The following is a 16,459-nucleotide window of genomic DNA, read 5'->3' as shown; positions in this document are numbered from 1 at the left end:
ATGAAATTATTCAATCGTTCGACGTCGAAAAATAGCGTAACCAAGAAAGCGAAACCATTTATTAAATGGCGCTTTACTGTTGTTTGTATTTTTATCCTGTTAGGATTTTTCGGCTTAATTGCTCGTGCCGCTTATATTCAGGTACTGGAACCGGGTCGCCTTATTCAAGAAGGTGATGCGCGTTCTTTACGTACTAAGTTGATGCCTTCTGCGCGCGGTATTATCTCTGATCGTAACGGTGAACAGCTGGCTGTTAGTGTGCCTGTTCAAGCTGTATTCGCAAACCCTGCAGAAATATTTAAGCATGGTGGCTTAAGTGATGTAGAGCGATGGCATGCATTAGCTGATGTACTGGATCTCGATCGCACTTGGCTATTACATGAATTAGAAACAAAGAAAAATCGCCGCTTTATTTATCTTGCTCGTCAAGTTAGTCCTGCAATGGCAAATTACGTCCATAAATTAAAACTTCCCGGTATTGGCTTAAAAGATGAATCTCGTCGTTTTTACCCTTCAGGTGAAGTTAGTGCACACTTATTAGGTTTTACCGGTATTGATGGCCATGGTCTTGATGGTGTGGAGAAAACCTACGATGGTTGGTTAACGGGTGAGCCGGGTCGACGTACCGTACGTAAAGACCGTTACGGCCGCGTGGTTGAAAATATATCTCAACAAAAGCGTCAACCGGGTAAGCCATTACAGCTCAGTATTGATCAGAGAATTCAGGCTGTCGCGTATCGAGCGGCAAAAGAAGGCGTGATGGATATTCCTGCAACGTCAGTTAGCATCGCTATATCTGATGTGCGTACGGGGGAAATTTTGGCGATGGTTAATGCGCCGTCGTTTAACCCAAATAATCGCAATGATCGTCAACCCTATAAGATGCGTAACCGCGTCATTACCGATACTTTTGAACCGGGCTCTACGGTTAAGCCATTTGTCGTGTATACCGCGATGAAACACGGTATTGCGAATGAACATACCTTAATTGCGATCCCTCAAAGTAAGCATTTCCGCGTTGGTAGTAAGGTTATAACCGATGTTTCACGTGTTGAACCGTTAGCGACGGTACAGCGCATTCTACAAAAATCGAGTAACATCGGGGTGACCAAGTTGTCACTCGCAATGCCTGTTGACTACATCCTTGATACGTATCGTAAAGTCGGTTTTGATGAGCCATCTGGTATTAACTTGATTGGTGAAACAACAGGCCACTTCCCTAACCGTTACCGTTGGTCTGATATTGAACGTGCGACGTTAGCGTACGGTTATGGTTTATCGTTAACACCGATTCAGTTGCTGCATGCTTACACAACGTTGGGTGCGTATGGCATTAAGCGACCACTATCAATACTAAAGACTGAAAGAGTCGTACCGGGTGAGCAAGTGCTCGATCCAGCGATTGTTAAAAAAGTCTTGTTAATGATTGAGTCAGTCACCGATAAAAAAGGTGGTGGCGGTGGTTGGCGTGCAGCTGTTCCTGGTTACCGTGTTGGTGTGAAGACGGGTACCGCGAAAAAAGCGATTGCTGGTGGTTATGGTGATGATTATTTCTCCTATACTGTCGGTGTTGCACCGATCAGTAAACCACGTTTAGCGATCGTCGTTATGGTTAATGAGCCGAAAGGTAAAGTTTTCTATGGCGGTGCTGTTGCTGCGCCAATTCTATCTAAAGTATTAGGCAGCGCTTTACAGATTTTAAATGTGCCGCCAGATGCTGATACGTTACATAAAGTTGATCTGGATAAGGGAGTCTAAATAATGGCATCGTCGAAGAGTGTGATGAAATTAGGGGCGCTGTTATCACCATGGCTTGCAATTGATAAGTTGCCTCTTGAACTTACAGAAAGCCAGATTGACGCGATAACATTAGACAGTAGAGAAGTCACCGCAGGAAGTTTATTTACAGCGGTGAATGGACATACTGTTGACGGTCGTCGATTTATTGATACGGCGATAAAGGCGGGTGCAAGCGCGATTATTGCAGAGGCTGATGGGATCGCTAATGAAGGCGATATAGCGCTTAAAGATGGCGTGTATATTGTTTACCTTCAGGATCTTAATCATAAGCTTTCCGCAATTGCTGGACGTTTCTTTGATCATCCCGATCAAAAGCTGGCACTGTATGCCGTCACGGGAACAAATGGTAAAACCACCATCAGTCAATTATTAGCCCAATGGGCGAACCTTGTTGGCTACAAAGCGGGTGTGATGGGGACGACCGGAAATGGTTTGTTGGTTGATTTAAAACCTGCTGCTAATACCACAGGTAGCGCGATTGAAATTCAACAAACCTTAGCTCAACTGGTAGAGCAAGGGGCCGACTTTGCTGCGATGGAGGTTTCATCGCATGGATTGGTTCAAGGTCGTATCCGTGATCTTCATTTCAAAGCGAGCATCTTTACCAATTTAAGTCGTGATCACTTAGATTATCATGGCAACATGCAAAATTATGCTGACGCTAAAAAGTCATTGTTCACTGAACACCAAAGTGGCATTGCGATCATCAATGCAGATGATGCTGTCGGGGCGTCATGGCTTAAAGATATACCGAATGCTGTGGCGGTAGCGATTGATCCACAAGCGGTTGTCAACCATGCAGGGCTAAAGCTGTGGGCAACAGGAGTGCAGTTCAGTACCCAAGGTGTGACCATTGAGTTTGACTCGAGTTGGGGACAAGGTAAGTTTACTGCGCCTTTGGTTGGTTCATTTAATGCCACCAACTTGTTGTTAGCATTAGCCACATTACTCGCGACAAACCACTCAATGGCGGATTTACTTGAAAAAGCCCCCCAATTACAAGCAGTAATTGGACGCATGGAAGTTTTTCAAGACACTGACAAAGCTATGATGGTGGTCGATTATGCTCATACGCCGGATGCGTTAGAGAAAGCATTGCAAGCACTACGTGTGCATTGTGACGGTAAGTTATGGTGTATTTTTGGTTGTGGTGGTGATCGTGATAGCGGTAAACGCCCTATGATGGCTGAAGTTGCCGAGCGCCTTGCAGATCAAATTATTCTGACTGACGATAATCCTCGCAGTGAAGATCCTAAAGATATTGTTGACGATATGCTTGCTGGTCTTATTTCTCCAGAATCCGCGACTATTATTCATGATCGTGAAACGGCTTGTCGTCATGCACTTACTCACGCTTCTTGCCAAGATATTATCTTAGTGGCAGGTAAAGGGCATGAGGATTATCAAATTCTCGCTGATCGCACTATTCATTATTCTGACCGCGAAACGGTAGCTGCATTATTAAAGGAGTTGGCATGATTGACGTTCAACTAAGTCAGCTTGCATCGGCATTAAATGCCGAGTTAATTGGCGCTGATGTTGCAATTGCTGCAGTATCGACAGATACACGTAATATCCCATCAGAAACGTTATTTATCGCGTTAAAAGGTGAGCGTTTTGATGCTCATGGTTTTTGTCAAACAGCGAAGGATAATGGTGCAAAAGCGCTGTTGGTTAGTAAACCCTTACCGGTTGAATTACCACAGTTAGTGGTTAGTGATACACGCATTGCTTTAGGAATGATGGGTGCATGGCTTAAAGCACAAATGACTGAAAAGTATGGCTTAAAGACATTAGCATTAACTGGAAGTTGCGGTAAAACAACGGTAAAAGAAATGTCTGCTGCGATTTTGGCTAATAAAGGTCAAGTCTTAGCAACCGCTGGTAATTTTAATAATGACATTGGTGCGCCACTGACGTTATTGCGTTTAACGCCTGAATATCAATATGCAGTGATTGAGCTTGGTGCTAATCATCAAAATGAAATCTCGTATACCACAAATTTAGTTAAGCCTAATGTAGCGTTGATTAATAATATTGCAGCTGCGCATTTAGAAGGCTTCGGCTCGTTACAAGGTGTAGCAAAAGCCAAAGGTGAAATCTTCGAAGGGTTGGTAGAAAACGGTACTGCGATTATTAATCTCGAATCGAATGATTTAGCGTTATGGCAGCCACTATTAGCAGATCATCAAGTATTAACATTCTCGACAGACTCGCATCAAGCGGATTATTTTGCCGAGAAGATAAAGATTACCACTCAAGGGTTAGCCTGCTTTACAATGTGCACCCCAATCGGCAAGATCGAGATTAATTTAGCACTTGCGGGCATGCATAATGTGTCAAATGCATTAGCTGCTGCGGCGTTAACCGTCTCCTTAGGGGCGACATTAGCTGATGTTAAAGCTGGGCTAGAAACCATGGCGAATGTAAAAGGTCGTCTTGATATTACAGAGCCTTATGCAGGGTTACGTCTGATTGATGATACCTATAACGCCAGTGTTGCTGCGGTAAAAGCTGCGATTGATGTGTTAGCAAGCTTTGAAGGTAAGCGCTACTTCATTTTTGGCGATATGGCTGAACTGGGTGAAGAAAGTGATAATCTACACCGAGAAGTGGGCGAATATGCTCTAGAAAAACAGCTTGATTGTGTGATGACGTTTGGTCACTCAAGCGCTGTGGTTAGTGAGCTCAATCAAGGACAACACTTCAGTGATAAAGATTCGCTAATCATGTCACTGAAACAACAATTACAACAATATTCTCGTCAACCTGATGTTGAGACTGTCACTGTGCTAGTAAAAGGTGCAAGAAGTTCAAAGATGGAAGACGTAATTGCAGCCTTGCAGGAAGATAAATAATGATTTACTGGTTAGCTGAACAATTTCAGTCAACACTCCCTTTTTTCCGATTGTTCGAATACCTAACATTCCGAGCGATCATGAGTATTCTAACAGCATTGCTGTTTTCGTTATGGATGGGGCCTCGGATGATTGCCCGTTTGCAAATGTTGCAAATTGGTCAAGTCGTACGTAATGAAGGTCCTGAATCACACTTTAGCAAGCGTGGTACTCCAACGATGGGCGGCATCATGATCCTAGCAGCAATAACGTTTACTGTATTGCTTTGGTGTGACTTAACTAACCCTTATGTCTGGGCTGTATTGGTTGTCATGTTGGGTTATGGTGCAGTCGGTTTTGTTGATGATTACCGTAAAGTTGTTCGTAAAAACACGGACGGTTTGATTGCGCGCTGGAAGTACTTCTGGCAATCAGCGATTGCACTTGTTGTCGCATTTGCACTATATGCATACGGTAAAGACACGGCAGCGACTCAGCTTGTGGTGCCTTTCTTTAAAGATGTCATGCCACAGCTTGGTTTGTTCTACATCGTTATGACTTACTTTGTGATTGTCGGTACCAGTAACGCCGTTAACTTAACTGATGGTCTTGATGGCTTGGCGATCATGCCGACCGTCATGGTATCGGCAGGCCTGGCTTTTATTGCATGGGCAACAGGTAACTTTAACTACGCCGAATATCTTCATATTCCGTATATCAAAGATGCTGGCGAGCTAGTGATTGTATGTACTGCTATCGTTGGTGCCGGTCTTGGTTTCTTATGGTTTAACACTTACCCAGCCCAAGTCTTTATGGGCGATGTGGGCTCATTAGCACTGGGTGGCGCACTGGGTACGATTGCTGTGCTTGTTCGCCAAGAGCTACTACTTGTGATCATGGGTGGTGTGTTTGTAATGGAAACCGTATCGGTAATTCTACAAGTAGGATCATACAAACTACGTGGCCAACGTATCTTCCGTATGGCGCCTATCCATCACCATTACGAGTTAAAAGGCTGGCCAGAGCCACGTGTTATTGTGCGCTTTTGGATTATTACACTGATGTTGGTATTGATTGCGTTAGCAACGCTTAAGGTTCGTTAAAAATGAAAGGCTTGGCTGGTGTGAATACGATCGTTGTTATCGGTCTAGGTATGACAGGGTTATCTGTTGTCAATCATTTAATGCGTCTACCACAGTCACTGACCATTAAAGTCATTGATACTCGTGACAATCCGCCCGGCCAAGATCAATTGCCAGATTCTGTTGAGCTATGTAGCGGTCAATGGAATAGTGAATGGTTATTGTCTGCGGATTTGATCGTTACAAGCCCTGGTATTGCACTAGCAACGCCAGAGCTTGTCGTTGCAGCTGAAGCCGGTGTTGAAATTGTTGGTGACATTGAGCTGTTTGCGCGTGAAGTTGATAAACCTGTTGTGGCAATTACTGGCTCAAATGGTAAGAGTACCGTAACGAGCTTAGTCGGTGAAATGGCAAAAGAAGCGGGAGTTAATGTTGGCGTTGGCGGTAATATTGGCTTTGCAGCCCTTGATATGCTGGCGCAACAACATGCACTTTATGTATTAGAGCTTTCGAGCTTCCAGTTAGAAACGACGACTTCTCTTGAGTTAACAGCCGCTGTTTACTTAAATCTTTCAGAAGATCACATGGATCGCTACCCTGGCGGTTTAGCACAATATAGCCAAGCAAAGATGCGTATTTTTGATCACGCAAAGCTGGCTGTTTTCAATCGTGATGATTTAGCAACCAAACCGACTCAATTTAGTGGTGCAATGACAAGCTTTGGTTTTGATGTTCAAGACTATGGCATTGTCTTCGTGAATGGCAAAGAGTGGCTAGCGGTGAACGGTGAAGCTGTAATGGCTGTGGCTGATATTGCTTTAGTTGGCCGCCACAATGTTGCCAACTGTTTAGCAGCACTTGCACTTGCTGATGCGGCAGGGATCCCGCGTGATGCAGCATGTCGTGCAATGCAACGTTATACCGGCCTTGCGCATCGTTGCCAACTTGCGGTTAATCGTTATGGTGTTCGATGGGTTAATGATTCAAAAGCCACGAACCTTGCAAGCACGTTAGCTGCGCTGAATGGTTTGCAACTTGAGGGCAAATTGCATCTATTGATGGGCGGCGATAGTAAAGGAGCCGAGTTCAGTGAACTAAAACCGGTTTTAGCTGACTTAAACGTACAGTTGTATAGCTTTGGTCGTGATCGACACTTATTTAACGATGTTGTTGATAACGCCATCAGTGTTGAAACCATGAGTGAAGCTATGGTCTGTATTAGCCGCACCGTTCAATCTGGAGATATGGTTTTATTATCGCCTGCTTGTGCTAGTTGGGATCAATTTGCCAACTTCATGGCACGTGGTGATGCTTTTGTTGAACAAGCGATTCAGTTACAAGATTCGGTTTCAGGAAATATTTGATGTTAAAAATGATCCGTAATGGATTTGCCGCTGTGGGGGGCTGGTTTATTAAGCCTAGTAAGCCCTGTTTGTATGACCGCCAATTGGTTTGGATCGCTATTGCATTGATGATCACAGGCCTGGTGATGGTGACATCGGCTTCTATTCCTGTCGCGACACGCCTTACAGGTATTCCATTTTATTTTGCCTATCGTCATGCGTTTTTTCTTTGTGGTGCAATTTTTATTGCTGCCATTGTATTGCAAATACCATTAGCTAAATGGAAGCAATATAGTTTCCCTATGTTGTTGGTATCCATAATTTTACTTGCAGTTGTGTTAATCATTGGTCGTTCAGTTAATGGTGCTGCACGTTGGATCCCATTAGGCATATTTAACCTTCAGCCTGCCGAGGTTGCCAAGCTCTCTTTATTCATATTTCTTGCAGGTTACCTCGTCAGACAATATAACCAAGTGCGCGGTAGCTTCATTGGCTTCTTAAAACCGCTTGCCGTCTTGGGGATTCTTTGTGTGCTATTGCTGATGCAGCCCGATTTAGGTTCATCGGTAGTAATGTTCGTTACCACTATCGGTATGCTATTTATCGCTGGTGCAAAACTTTGGCAATTTTTGATGATGCTAGGTACCGCTCTTGTGGGTATTGCCTTTCTGATCGTTTTAGAACCCTATCGTATGCGCCGCGTAACGTCATTTCTTAACCCATGGCAAGATCCTTACGGTAGTGGTTATCAGCTCACTCAGTCATTAATGGCATTTGGTCGTGGTGAATGGTTTGGACAAGGCTTAGGTAATTCAATTCAAAAGTTGGCTTATCTTCCTGAAGCGCACACAGACTTTGTATTTGCGGTATTAGCTGAAGAGTTAGGCTTAGCTGGCGTTATTGTTGTACTGTGTTTACTGTTTGCGCTGGTTTACAAGGCCTTAATGATTGGTCGTAAATGTCTTGAAAGTGGTTTGCTGTTTGGTGGATTTCTGGCATTTGGCTTTGGCTTTTGGTTTGCATTCCAAACCCTTGTTAACGTTGGTGCAGCTGCAGGTATTGTTCCAACTAAAGGTCTAACGCTACCACTTATCAGTTACGGTGGTTCCAGTTTATTTATTATGGCAGCTGCGGTTGCCATTCTGATTCGTATTGATTTTGAGCAGCGCGTCGCGGAGAAATTTGAGTCAGCAGAGCCGGCTGAAATTGATGATGAAGCGCTTGATAATATGGACGGAGCGGCGCAGCAAGTTGCTATCGATCCTGAGGCTTTACTTAGTGAGCCTACTCAATTAAATAATGATAAAAAAGACGCTCATGGCAAAGAATAAACGTTTATTAGTAATGGCGGGTGGTACTGGCGGTCATGTTTTTCCTGGTCTTGCTGTTGCACAAAAATTGCAACAACAGGGGTGGGAGATCCGCTGGTTAGGTACCGCAGATCGTATGGAAGCAGATTTAGTGCCTAAGCATGGCATTGAAATCGATTTCATCAAAGTGAAAGGGTTACGTGGTCAAGGTGTACTGCGTTTACTGACTGCACCATTTAAGATTGTGGGGGCTATTTTACAAGCCCGTAAATATATTAAAGCATGGCAGCCTGATGTTGTACTTGGCATGGGAGGTTATGTTAGCGGTCCTGGCGGTGTTGCGGCTTGGTTATCAGGTGTTCCTGTTGTATTGCATGAGCAAAATGCCGTAGCAGGTTTAACGAATCAGTGGCTGTCAAAAATTGCCGCTAAAGTACTACAAGCATTTCCAGGAGCATTTCCAAATAAAGACGTTGTGGGCAATCCTGTTCGCCATGATGTGACAGTTCTACCAGCTCCTGCAGAACGATTTTCAGAGCGTACAGGGCCGATTCGTATTTTGGTGATGGGCGGCAGTCAGGGTGCACGTATTTTGAACCAAACCATGCCTGAAGTGGCAAAGGTGTTAGGCGATAGCGTTACCATTTGGCACCAAGCAGGTAAAGGTAGCCAGCAATCAACAGAACAAGCTTATAACGAACAAACCACCATACCTCACAAAGTTACTGAGTTTATTGATGATGTTGCTGCCGCTTATAGTTGGGCTGATTTAGTGGTTTGTCGCTCTGGGGCGCTAACAGTTTCTGAATTGTCTGCTGCCGGTGTTGGTGCCATCTTTATTCCATTTATGCACAAAGATCGTCAACAAGCACTCAATGCCGATCATTTGGTGCAATGTGGCGCTGCAAAAATGATTGAGCAAATGGATTTGACGGCGTCAAGTTTAGCGAATGAAATTCAACAATTAGATCGTCATACGCTTGAAACAATGGCGTGTGCTGCACGAGAAGCTGCTATTATCGATGCCGATGAACGAGTAGCTAACGTGATTAAATCACTAGTAAAAAATTAATACGGGAACAAAGTGATGAATAAACTGGATAACCAGCAATTAGCAAAAATTCGTACAATGGTGCCAGAGATGCGCCGTGTTGAGCGAATTCACTTTGTTGGCATTGGTGGTGCAGGTATGAGCGGTATTGCTGAAGTACTTGTAAACGAAGGCTACCGTATTAGTGGTTCTGACATTGCGCCGAATGCTGTAACAAACCGTTTGACAGCGAAAGGTGCAGAGATCTTTTTTGGTCATTCAGCTGAAAATATTCAAGGTGCTAGCGTTGTTGTTGCTTCTACGGCAATTAGCAAAGAAAACCCTGAGCTGATGGCGGCGACTGAATTGCGAATTCCTGTTGTACGCCGTGCTGAAATGTTAGCAGAACTAATGCGCTATCGTCATGGTATCGCTATTGCTGGTACGCACGGTAAGACAACAACGACAGCATTAACGACACAGATTTATTCTGAAGCTGGCTTAGATCCAACGTTTGTTAATGGTGGCTTAGTAAAAAGTGCAGGTACTAATGCACGTTTAGGTTGCAGTCGTTATTTAATCGCAGAAGCAGATGAAAGTGATGCCTCTTTCTTGCATCTTCAACCTATGGTGTGTGTGGTCACTAACATTGAAGCTGATCATATGGATACTTATGGCGGCGATTTTGAAGTATTAAAGCAAACCTTCATTGATTTCCTACATAACCTACCATTTTACGGGTTGGCGGTAATGTGTATTGATGATCCTGTGGTACGTGAATTACTGCCGCGTGTGGGTCGTCCAATGCTAACTTATGGTTTTGCAGAAGACGCAGGTGTTCGCATTACAAATTATACGCAAACAGGACAGCAAGGTCATTTCACTGTATTACGCAAAGATAAACCAGCGCTTAATATCACCCTGAATATGCCCGGTAAGCATAATGCTTTAAATGCAACGGCAGCGATTGCTGTTGCTACAGAAGAAGGCGTTGATGATGATGCTATCATGCGCGCGTTAATTGAGTTTGAGGGGACGGGGCGACGTTTTGATCATTTAGGGGAGTTTGAAACGGGCAATGGTAACGTAATGCTGGTGGATGATTATGGTCATCACCCAAGCGAAGTGGATGTAACGATTCAAGCTGCACGTGCTGGGTGGGCGGATAAACGCTTAGTGATGATTTTCCAGCCTCACCGTTATAGTCGTACTCGTGATCTCTATGATGATTTTGCAAACGTCCTCGATCAAGTGGATGTATTAGTGATGCTTGATGTTTATTCTGCTGGTGAAGCACCTATTGCTGGAGCTGATGGTCGAGCGTTATGTCGTACTATTCGCTCTCGTGGCAAAATTGATCCTATTTTCGTACCTGAAGCCGAAGAGTTGCCAGCCATTCTTGCAAATATTATTCAAAATGATGATTTAGTTTTGACACAAGGTGCAGGTGATGTCGGCAAAATAGCGCGTCAGCTAGCAGAAATGAAGTTGAATATCGAGACGATGAAAAAAGACGTATAAATTAGTATATGGCAACATGTATACGTCGAAAATGATAATAGCTGGCTATAGATTGTGTAGACAATAGCCAGTTATTTTGTTTTTTTCGATATTTTGGTAGATATATACAAAATTATTCTCAGGTTGTGTACATAAAACGCCTCATGAGTGTTGGAGTGGGTCGAGTTGCTCGGTATAATCGTTTAACTTTGCTTATAACATCTGAGATAGCTGTCAGCTAATTTATACCTATATGGTAAGGTGAAGCTGAATGAGTAAAGCGAAGAGTAAACAATGACTGAAGAAGTCGTAGACCAAGAGTATATACACCCATCGCCCAAAAAGTGGTCGCGCTGGGGTGGATTGGCGTTTTTCCTCTTTGTCATTGGTTTTACGGTTTGGTTATTCAGTGCAACAAAAAGCTGGATGACAGATACTAACCGACTGCCCTTGTCACAATTAGTGATTCAAGGACAATTGCATTATCTAACCAAAGACAATGTACGCCAGACGATATTAACAATTGATCATCTTGGTACTTTCATGACCCAAGATGTTAATACTATTCAGGCTCATGTAGAGGCACTGCCGTGGGTTGCTCATGCTGCAGTACGAAAACAATGGCCTGATACGATCAAAGTTTTCATTGTAGAAAACCAACCAGTAGCGCAATGGGATCATAAATATTTGGTTAATAAAGAGGGCCAAGTATTTAAAGCGCCTGCTGAGCAAGTTGCAGATTTAAACCTTACTAACCTCTCTGGCCCTGAGGCTAGCAGTGAAGAAGTATTAGCTGCATTGCGAGAAATGCGTCCCTTACTGAAGAACGCTGGCTTAAGTATCGCGTCGTTATCATTAAATGAACGTCGAGCTTGGCGAATCTTATTAGCCAATGGCATTACGCTTGACTTGGGCCGAGAGGCTCGAATGGAGCGTCTTAAGCGTTTTATCGAAATTTATCCAGAATTAGTAAAACTGAATAAACCGATAAAATATGTGGATTTGCGTTATGATACTGGCGCAGCTGTGGGTTGGAAAACAATACCGGAACATGATGCTCATGTATCGGATACCAAATAAGAGCGTGTGTTAATGACTAAGGCTGCAGATCAAAAACTTATCGTAGGTCTTGATATCGGCACATCCGAAGTTACGGCTTTGGTTGGGGAAGTGCTGCCCGATAACACGGTGAATGTTATCGGAATGGGAAGCAGTCCGTCACGCGGAATGGACAAAGGCGGGGTCAATGACCTTGAATCTGTTGTTAAATCAGTACAACGAGCCGTTGATAAAGCTGAATTAATGGCTGAATGCCAAATCAGTTCCGTGTACTTGTCGTTATCAGGTAAACATATTAGTTGCCAAACAGAAAAAGGCATGGTGCCAATTTCTGAAAAAGAAGTGACACAAGACGACGTCGATAATGTTATTCATACGGCGAAGTCAGTAAAATTAAGCGATGAACAACGAACTTTACATGTAATTCCTCAGGAGTTTGCTATTGATTATCAAGAGGGGATTAAAAACCCTGTTGGTTTATCAGGAGTTCGTATGGAAGCCAGTGTTCATTTGATCACGTGTCACAATGACATGGCGAAAAACATCGTTAAAGCAGTAGAGCGTTGTGACTTGAAAGTTGATCATCTGATTTTTTCAGGATTAGCATCAAGCTATGCTGTACTGACACCGGATGAGCGAGAGCTCGGCGTATGTGTTGTCGATATCGGCGGCGGTACGATGGATCTTGCTATTTGGTCTGGTGGTGCATTACGACATGCGGCAGTAATTCCGTATGCGGGTAATGTAGTAACCAGTGATATTGCTTATGCATTTGGTACACCGCCGGGTGACGCTGAAGATATTAAAGTGAAATACGGCTGTGCGCTGAGTGAATTGGTGAGTAAAGATGCTAAGGTTGATGTCCCAAGTGTTGGAGGTCGACCATCTCGTAGCTTACAAAGCCAAACACTAGCAGAAGTGATAGAGCCTCGTTACAGCGAATTGCTGGGGCTGGTTAATCAAAAGCTGTTAACAGTACAAGAACAGTTGCGTGAAGCGGGTGTTAAACACCACTTAGCTGCGGGCATCGTCCTAACCGGGGGCGCTGCACAAATGGAAGGTTTGACAGAATGTGCAGAACGGGTGTTCCGTCACCAAGTGCGTATTGGCCAACCTTTAGAGTTAAGTGGTTTAACTGACTATGTTCAGGCCCCAACTTATGCAACTGCAGTAGGCTTACTGCATTACGGAAAGGACAGTCAATCATTTGATGAAAATGAATTAGAACCGAAACGTTCAGTTACTGGTTTATTTTCACGAATTAGTGGTTGGTTAAAAAAAGAATTTTAAACCTGATGCGAACAGGATAACGGAGAGAACACATGTTTGAACCGATGATGGAAATGTCTGATGAAGCGGTAATTAAGGTCATTGGCGTTGGCGGCGGCGGCGGTAATGCTGTCGATCACATGGTACGTGAATCTATCGAAGGCGTGCAGTTCATTAGTGTTAACACTGATGCACAAGCACTACGTAAAACAAGCGTAAGTACAGTTATTCAAATCGGTGGTGATATCACTAAAGGTTTGGGTGCGGGTGCTAACCCACAAGTAGGTCGTGATTCTGCACTAGAAGACCGTGAAGCAATCAAAAAAGAGCTAGAAGGCTCTGATATGATCTTCATTGCTGCTGGTATGGGTGGTGGTACTGGTACAGGTGCTGCTCCAATCATTGCTGAAGTGGCAAAAGAGCTAGGTATTCTTACTGTTGCGGTGGTGACTAAACCATTTAGCTTCGAAGGTAAGAAGCGTATGGCTTTTGCTGAGCAAGGTATCGATGAGCTTTCTAAGCATGTTGATTCATTGATTACGATTCCAAACGAAAAGCTACTAAAAGTACTTGGTCGTGGAATCACATTGCTTGACGCTTTTGCTAAAGCAAACGACGTGCTTAAGAACGCTGTTCAAGGTATTGCTGAGCTAATCACACGCCCTGGTATGATCAACGTCGACTTTGCTGACGTACGTACAGTAATGTCTGAAATGGGTCATGCGATGATGGGTAGCGGTGTTGCTTCTGGCGACGACCGTGCTGAAGAAGCGGCTGAAATGGCAATTTCTAGTCCATTACTAGAAGATATCGATCTAGCTGGTGCACGTGGTGTTCTTGTTAACATCACTGCAGGTATGGACATGCGTCTAGACGAATTCGAAACTGTGGGTAACACAGTGAAAGCATTCGCTTCTGATAACGCAACGGTTGTTATCGGTACATCTTTAGATCCAGATATGACTGATGAACTACGTGTAACAGTTGTTGCTACAGGTATTGGTAAAGAAGTGAAAGCGGATATTACGCTAGTGACTTCATCTAAGCCTGTTCAAGCGACAGTAGCACAAGAAAAAACAGTTGTTGCTGAAGAAAAGACAGTAACTAATAATGATGGTCAAGCGACGGCAGCTAAGCCACAAGCTGATCATGATTACTTAGATATTCCTGCATTTTTGCGTAAACAAGCTGACTAATATCTATAGTTAATAGGTGATGCTGATTGAGTATATAAAAACTCAATGAGACTAAATATATCGGTATTGAAATATTTGGTTTTATCGCAACATAATCAGTAACTTATTAGTGCCTTTAACGATTAGTTTAAAGGCACTCACTTAGCCTATGTCAAATTATTTTGGATATTTAGTAGCTTATGGTATTATTTATGCCCATTTCGCGTAATTGTGCCTGATAATGGGTGTTATTTAGCCTTGTTGCTTGTGACAAAAGTTTGTTTAATAGTTGAGATATGAGCAGATGATCAGACAACGTACACTTAAAAGCATTGTGCAAACGACTGGTGTGGGTCTCCACTCTGGACGTAAAGTGACGCTTATTCTGCGTCCTGCAGCCGCTAATACAGGCGTGATTTATCGTCGTACAGATTTAAATCCTCCTGTGGATTTTCCTGCAAATGCAGATTCTGTGCGTGATACCATGTTATGTACAGCTCTTGTAAATGAAGAGGGCGTGCGTATTTCAACGGTTGAGCACTTGAATGCAGCACTAGCAGGTATGGGTATCGATAACGTGATTATCGAAGTTAACGCACCTGAAATTCCTATTATGGATGGTAGCGCGAGCCCATTTATCTACCTGCTTCAATCTGCAGGCATTGAAACGTTGAATGCGCCTAAGCGTTTTTTACGTATCAAAAAACCTGTTCGCATTGAAGATGGCGACAAATGGGCGGAGCTCGTTCCTTATAACGGTTTCCGTCTGGATTTTGCTATCGAGTTTAACCACCCTGCGATTGAATCAGATCAGCAGCGTCTAGTGTTAGATTTTTCAAGTAAGTCTTTTGTTAAAAATATCAGTCGCGCTCGAACCTTTGGTTTCATGCGTGATATCGAATACTTACAATCACAAAACTTATGTTTAGGTGGTAGTTTCGATAACGCTATTGTACTGGATGATTATCGTATTCTTAATGATGATGGTTTGCGTTTTGACAATGAGTTAGTGACTCATAAAGTATTGGATGCCATTGGTGATCTCTACATGTGTGGTCATAACATTATTGGTGAAATGCGTGCTTATAAATCAGGACATGCATTAAACAACCAGTTATTACGTGCAGTACTTGCTGATCAAGAAGCCTATGAATGGTCCACTTTTGAAGATGAGCAGCAGGTACCGGTTACTTTTGCTCAACCAGGAATGGTTCTTGCTTAATACCAAATGCGAAAAGAATTAAAAAACGCCGAGCAGTTGCTCGGCGTTTTTGTATCTGGTTTTATTTACACTAACGTTTTTGTTTTTGTGCTAATAAAGCAAGGCGTTCTAAGCGTTTTTTTACTTTTTCTGGCGCGGTTGCGGCCGTTGCTAAGAGGTGCTGAGCAGCAACTTCTGTGATGGGCTTTTGTATAATATCGGGTATTTTTTCTTGTTGCTGCTTCTGTACTGCAGCAAGAGAAGGGTTCACTTTTATTTCAATATCTTGCAACTTAGGCAATAGCGTTTCTCGTAACTTCATCATCAAAGTGTGGCGTTCGTAATTAAGACGCATCGACCAAGCTGCAGATTCAGTTTCTACAATTAAAATACCTTGACGATAATTACTCACACGGCAATGTTCAGCACAATTGATATGCTGCTTTACCGCGGTATTTAACTGGCTTAATGCGATAGCTCGTTGTTGAATATTATTAAGCCCAGTTTGCTCTAAAAGATCCCCGGTAGTTTGGGGACGGTGATCTCTCATCGTCTGTGATCCTAAGTAATGATGTTGCTCAAAGTTGAAAAATTGCGGATATGATCCTAATTTTGCGAATATAAAAAGTGTTAAGCCTGCTTTTCTCATAGGCGATGACACTAATATGACTTATTATATCACTCATATAGGTTAATATATCTTGAAAGATGTACCTGCAAGTGTTGTTACTGCCAGCGTTGTATTTAAGCGTTAAATTGCCATCTCGTTTTATTTGGTGATGGTTATTGATGAAGCCCCCTTGAAAAGTGGTTTTCATGACGCAATATTAGTATGACACAGTTTCAGGATTAT

Annotated in this window: 13 protein-coding genes; 12 read left to right on the top strand and 1 reads right to left on the bottom strand. The window is 43.2% G+C overall.

Going from position 1 to position 16,459, the window contains the following annotated elements; genetic code table 11:
- The 12 genes from C9J41_RS09485 to lpxC all read left to right on the top strand — a co-directional run bounded on the left by C9J41_RS09485 (position 1) and on the right by lpxC (position 15,627).
- Positions 1–1,758 carry a penicillin-binding transpeptidase domain-containing protein gene (locus C9J41_RS09485; RefSeq protein ID WP_107206547.1) on the top strand — a complete coding sequence of 586 codons (1,758 nt, stop codon included), beginning with the start codon at positions 1–3 and terminating at the stop codon, positions 1,756–1,758.
- A 3-nt stretch (positions 1,759–1,761) separates the two neighbouring features.
- On the top strand, positions 1,762–3,279 hold the full coding sequence (gene murE / locus C9J41_RS09480; protein WP_107290695.1) for a UDP-N-acetylmuramoyl-L-alanyl-D-glutamate--2,6-diaminopimelate ligase: 1,518 nt from the start codon (positions 1,762–1,764) through the stop codon (positions 3,277–3,279).
- Positions 3,276–4,658, top strand: a complete 1,383-nt coding sequence (murF, locus tag C9J41_RS09475) for a UDP-N-acetylmuramoyl-tripeptide--D-alanyl-D-alanine ligase (RefSeq protein WP_107294494.1) — start codon at positions 3,276–3,278, stop codon at positions 4,656–4,658. The genes murE and murF overlap by 4 nt, the downstream gene beginning before the upstream one ends.
- Complete coding sequence (gene mraY, locus C9J41_RS09470) at positions 4,658–5,740, top strand: phospho-N-acetylmuramoyl-pentapeptide-transferase (protein ID WP_107206550.1); 1,083 nt, start codon at positions 4,658–4,660, stop codon at positions 5,738–5,740. Before murF ends, mraY begins: the two co-directional genes overlap by 1 nt.
- Positions 5,741–5,742: 2 nt before the next feature.
- Complete coding sequence (murD, locus tag C9J41_RS09465) at positions 5,743–7,083, top strand: UDP-N-acetylmuramoyl-L-alanine--D-glutamate ligase (RefSeq protein ID WP_107294493.1); 1,341 nt, start codon at positions 5,743–5,745, stop codon at positions 7,081–7,083.
- Positions 7,083–8,393, top strand: coding sequence for a cell division protein FtsW (gene ftsW / locus C9J41_RS09460; RefSeq protein WP_107294492.1), 1,311 nt, complete (start codon positions 7,083–7,085; stop codon positions 8,391–8,393). Before murD ends, ftsW begins: the two co-directional genes overlap by 1 nt.
- Positions 8,380–9,444, top strand: a complete 1,065-nt coding sequence (gene murG, locus C9J41_RS09455) for an undecaprenyldiphospho-muramoylpentapeptide beta-N-acetylglucosaminyltransferase (protein ID WP_107294491.1) — start codon at positions 8,380–8,382, stop codon at positions 9,442–9,444. The genes ftsW and murG overlap by 14 nt, the downstream gene beginning before the upstream one ends.
- A 15-nt stretch (positions 9,445–9,459) precedes the next feature.
- Complete coding sequence (gene murC, locus C9J41_RS09450) at positions 9,460–10,923, top strand: UDP-N-acetylmuramate--L-alanine ligase (RefSeq protein WP_107246330.1); 1,464 nt, start codon at positions 9,460–9,462, stop codon at positions 10,921–10,923.
- 273 nt (positions 10,924–11,196) lie between these two features.
- Complete coding sequence (locus tag C9J41_RS09445; protein ID WP_107206555.1) at positions 11,197–11,982, top strand: cell division protein FtsQ/DivIB; 786 nt, start codon at positions 11,197–11,199, stop codon at positions 11,980–11,982.
- A gap of 12 nt (positions 11,983–11,994) precedes the next feature.
- Positions 11,995–13,251: a cell division protein FtsA gene (gene ftsA / locus C9J41_RS09440; protein WP_005371239.1), complete on the top strand. Its 1,257-nt coding sequence runs from the start codon at positions 11,995–11,997 to the stop codon at positions 13,249–13,251.
- A gap of 32 nt (positions 13,252–13,283) precedes the next feature.
- Positions 13,284–14,426: a cell division protein FtsZ gene (gene ftsZ, locus C9J41_RS09435; protein ID WP_005371240.1), complete on the top strand. Its 1,143-nt coding sequence runs from the start codon at positions 13,284–13,286 to the stop codon at positions 14,424–14,426.
- A gap of 283 nt (positions 14,427–14,709) precedes the next feature.
- Positions 14,710–15,627: a UDP-3-O-acyl-N-acetylglucosamine deacetylase gene (lpxC, locus tag C9J41_RS09430; RefSeq protein WP_005371241.1), complete on the top strand. Its 918-nt coding sequence runs from the start codon at positions 14,710–14,712 to the stop codon at positions 15,625–15,627.
- A 70-nt stretch (positions 15,628–15,697) separates the two neighbouring features.
- Here lpxC and C9J41_RS09425 read toward each other — a convergent pair whose 3' ends face one another.
- Entirely contained in the window at positions 15,698–16,156 is a 459-nt protein-coding gene (locus C9J41_RS09425; RefSeq protein ID WP_199188055.1) for a DUF721 domain-containing protein, read from the bottom strand.
- Positions 16,157–16,459 lie beyond the last annotated feature (303 nt).

Source organism: Photobacterium sp. GB-50, from assembly GCF_003026755.1.
GTDB lineage: Bacteria > Pseudomonadota > Gammaproteobacteria > Enterobacterales > Vibrionaceae > Photobacterium.
This window is presented reverse-complemented; position numbering and strand designations above follow the sequence as displayed.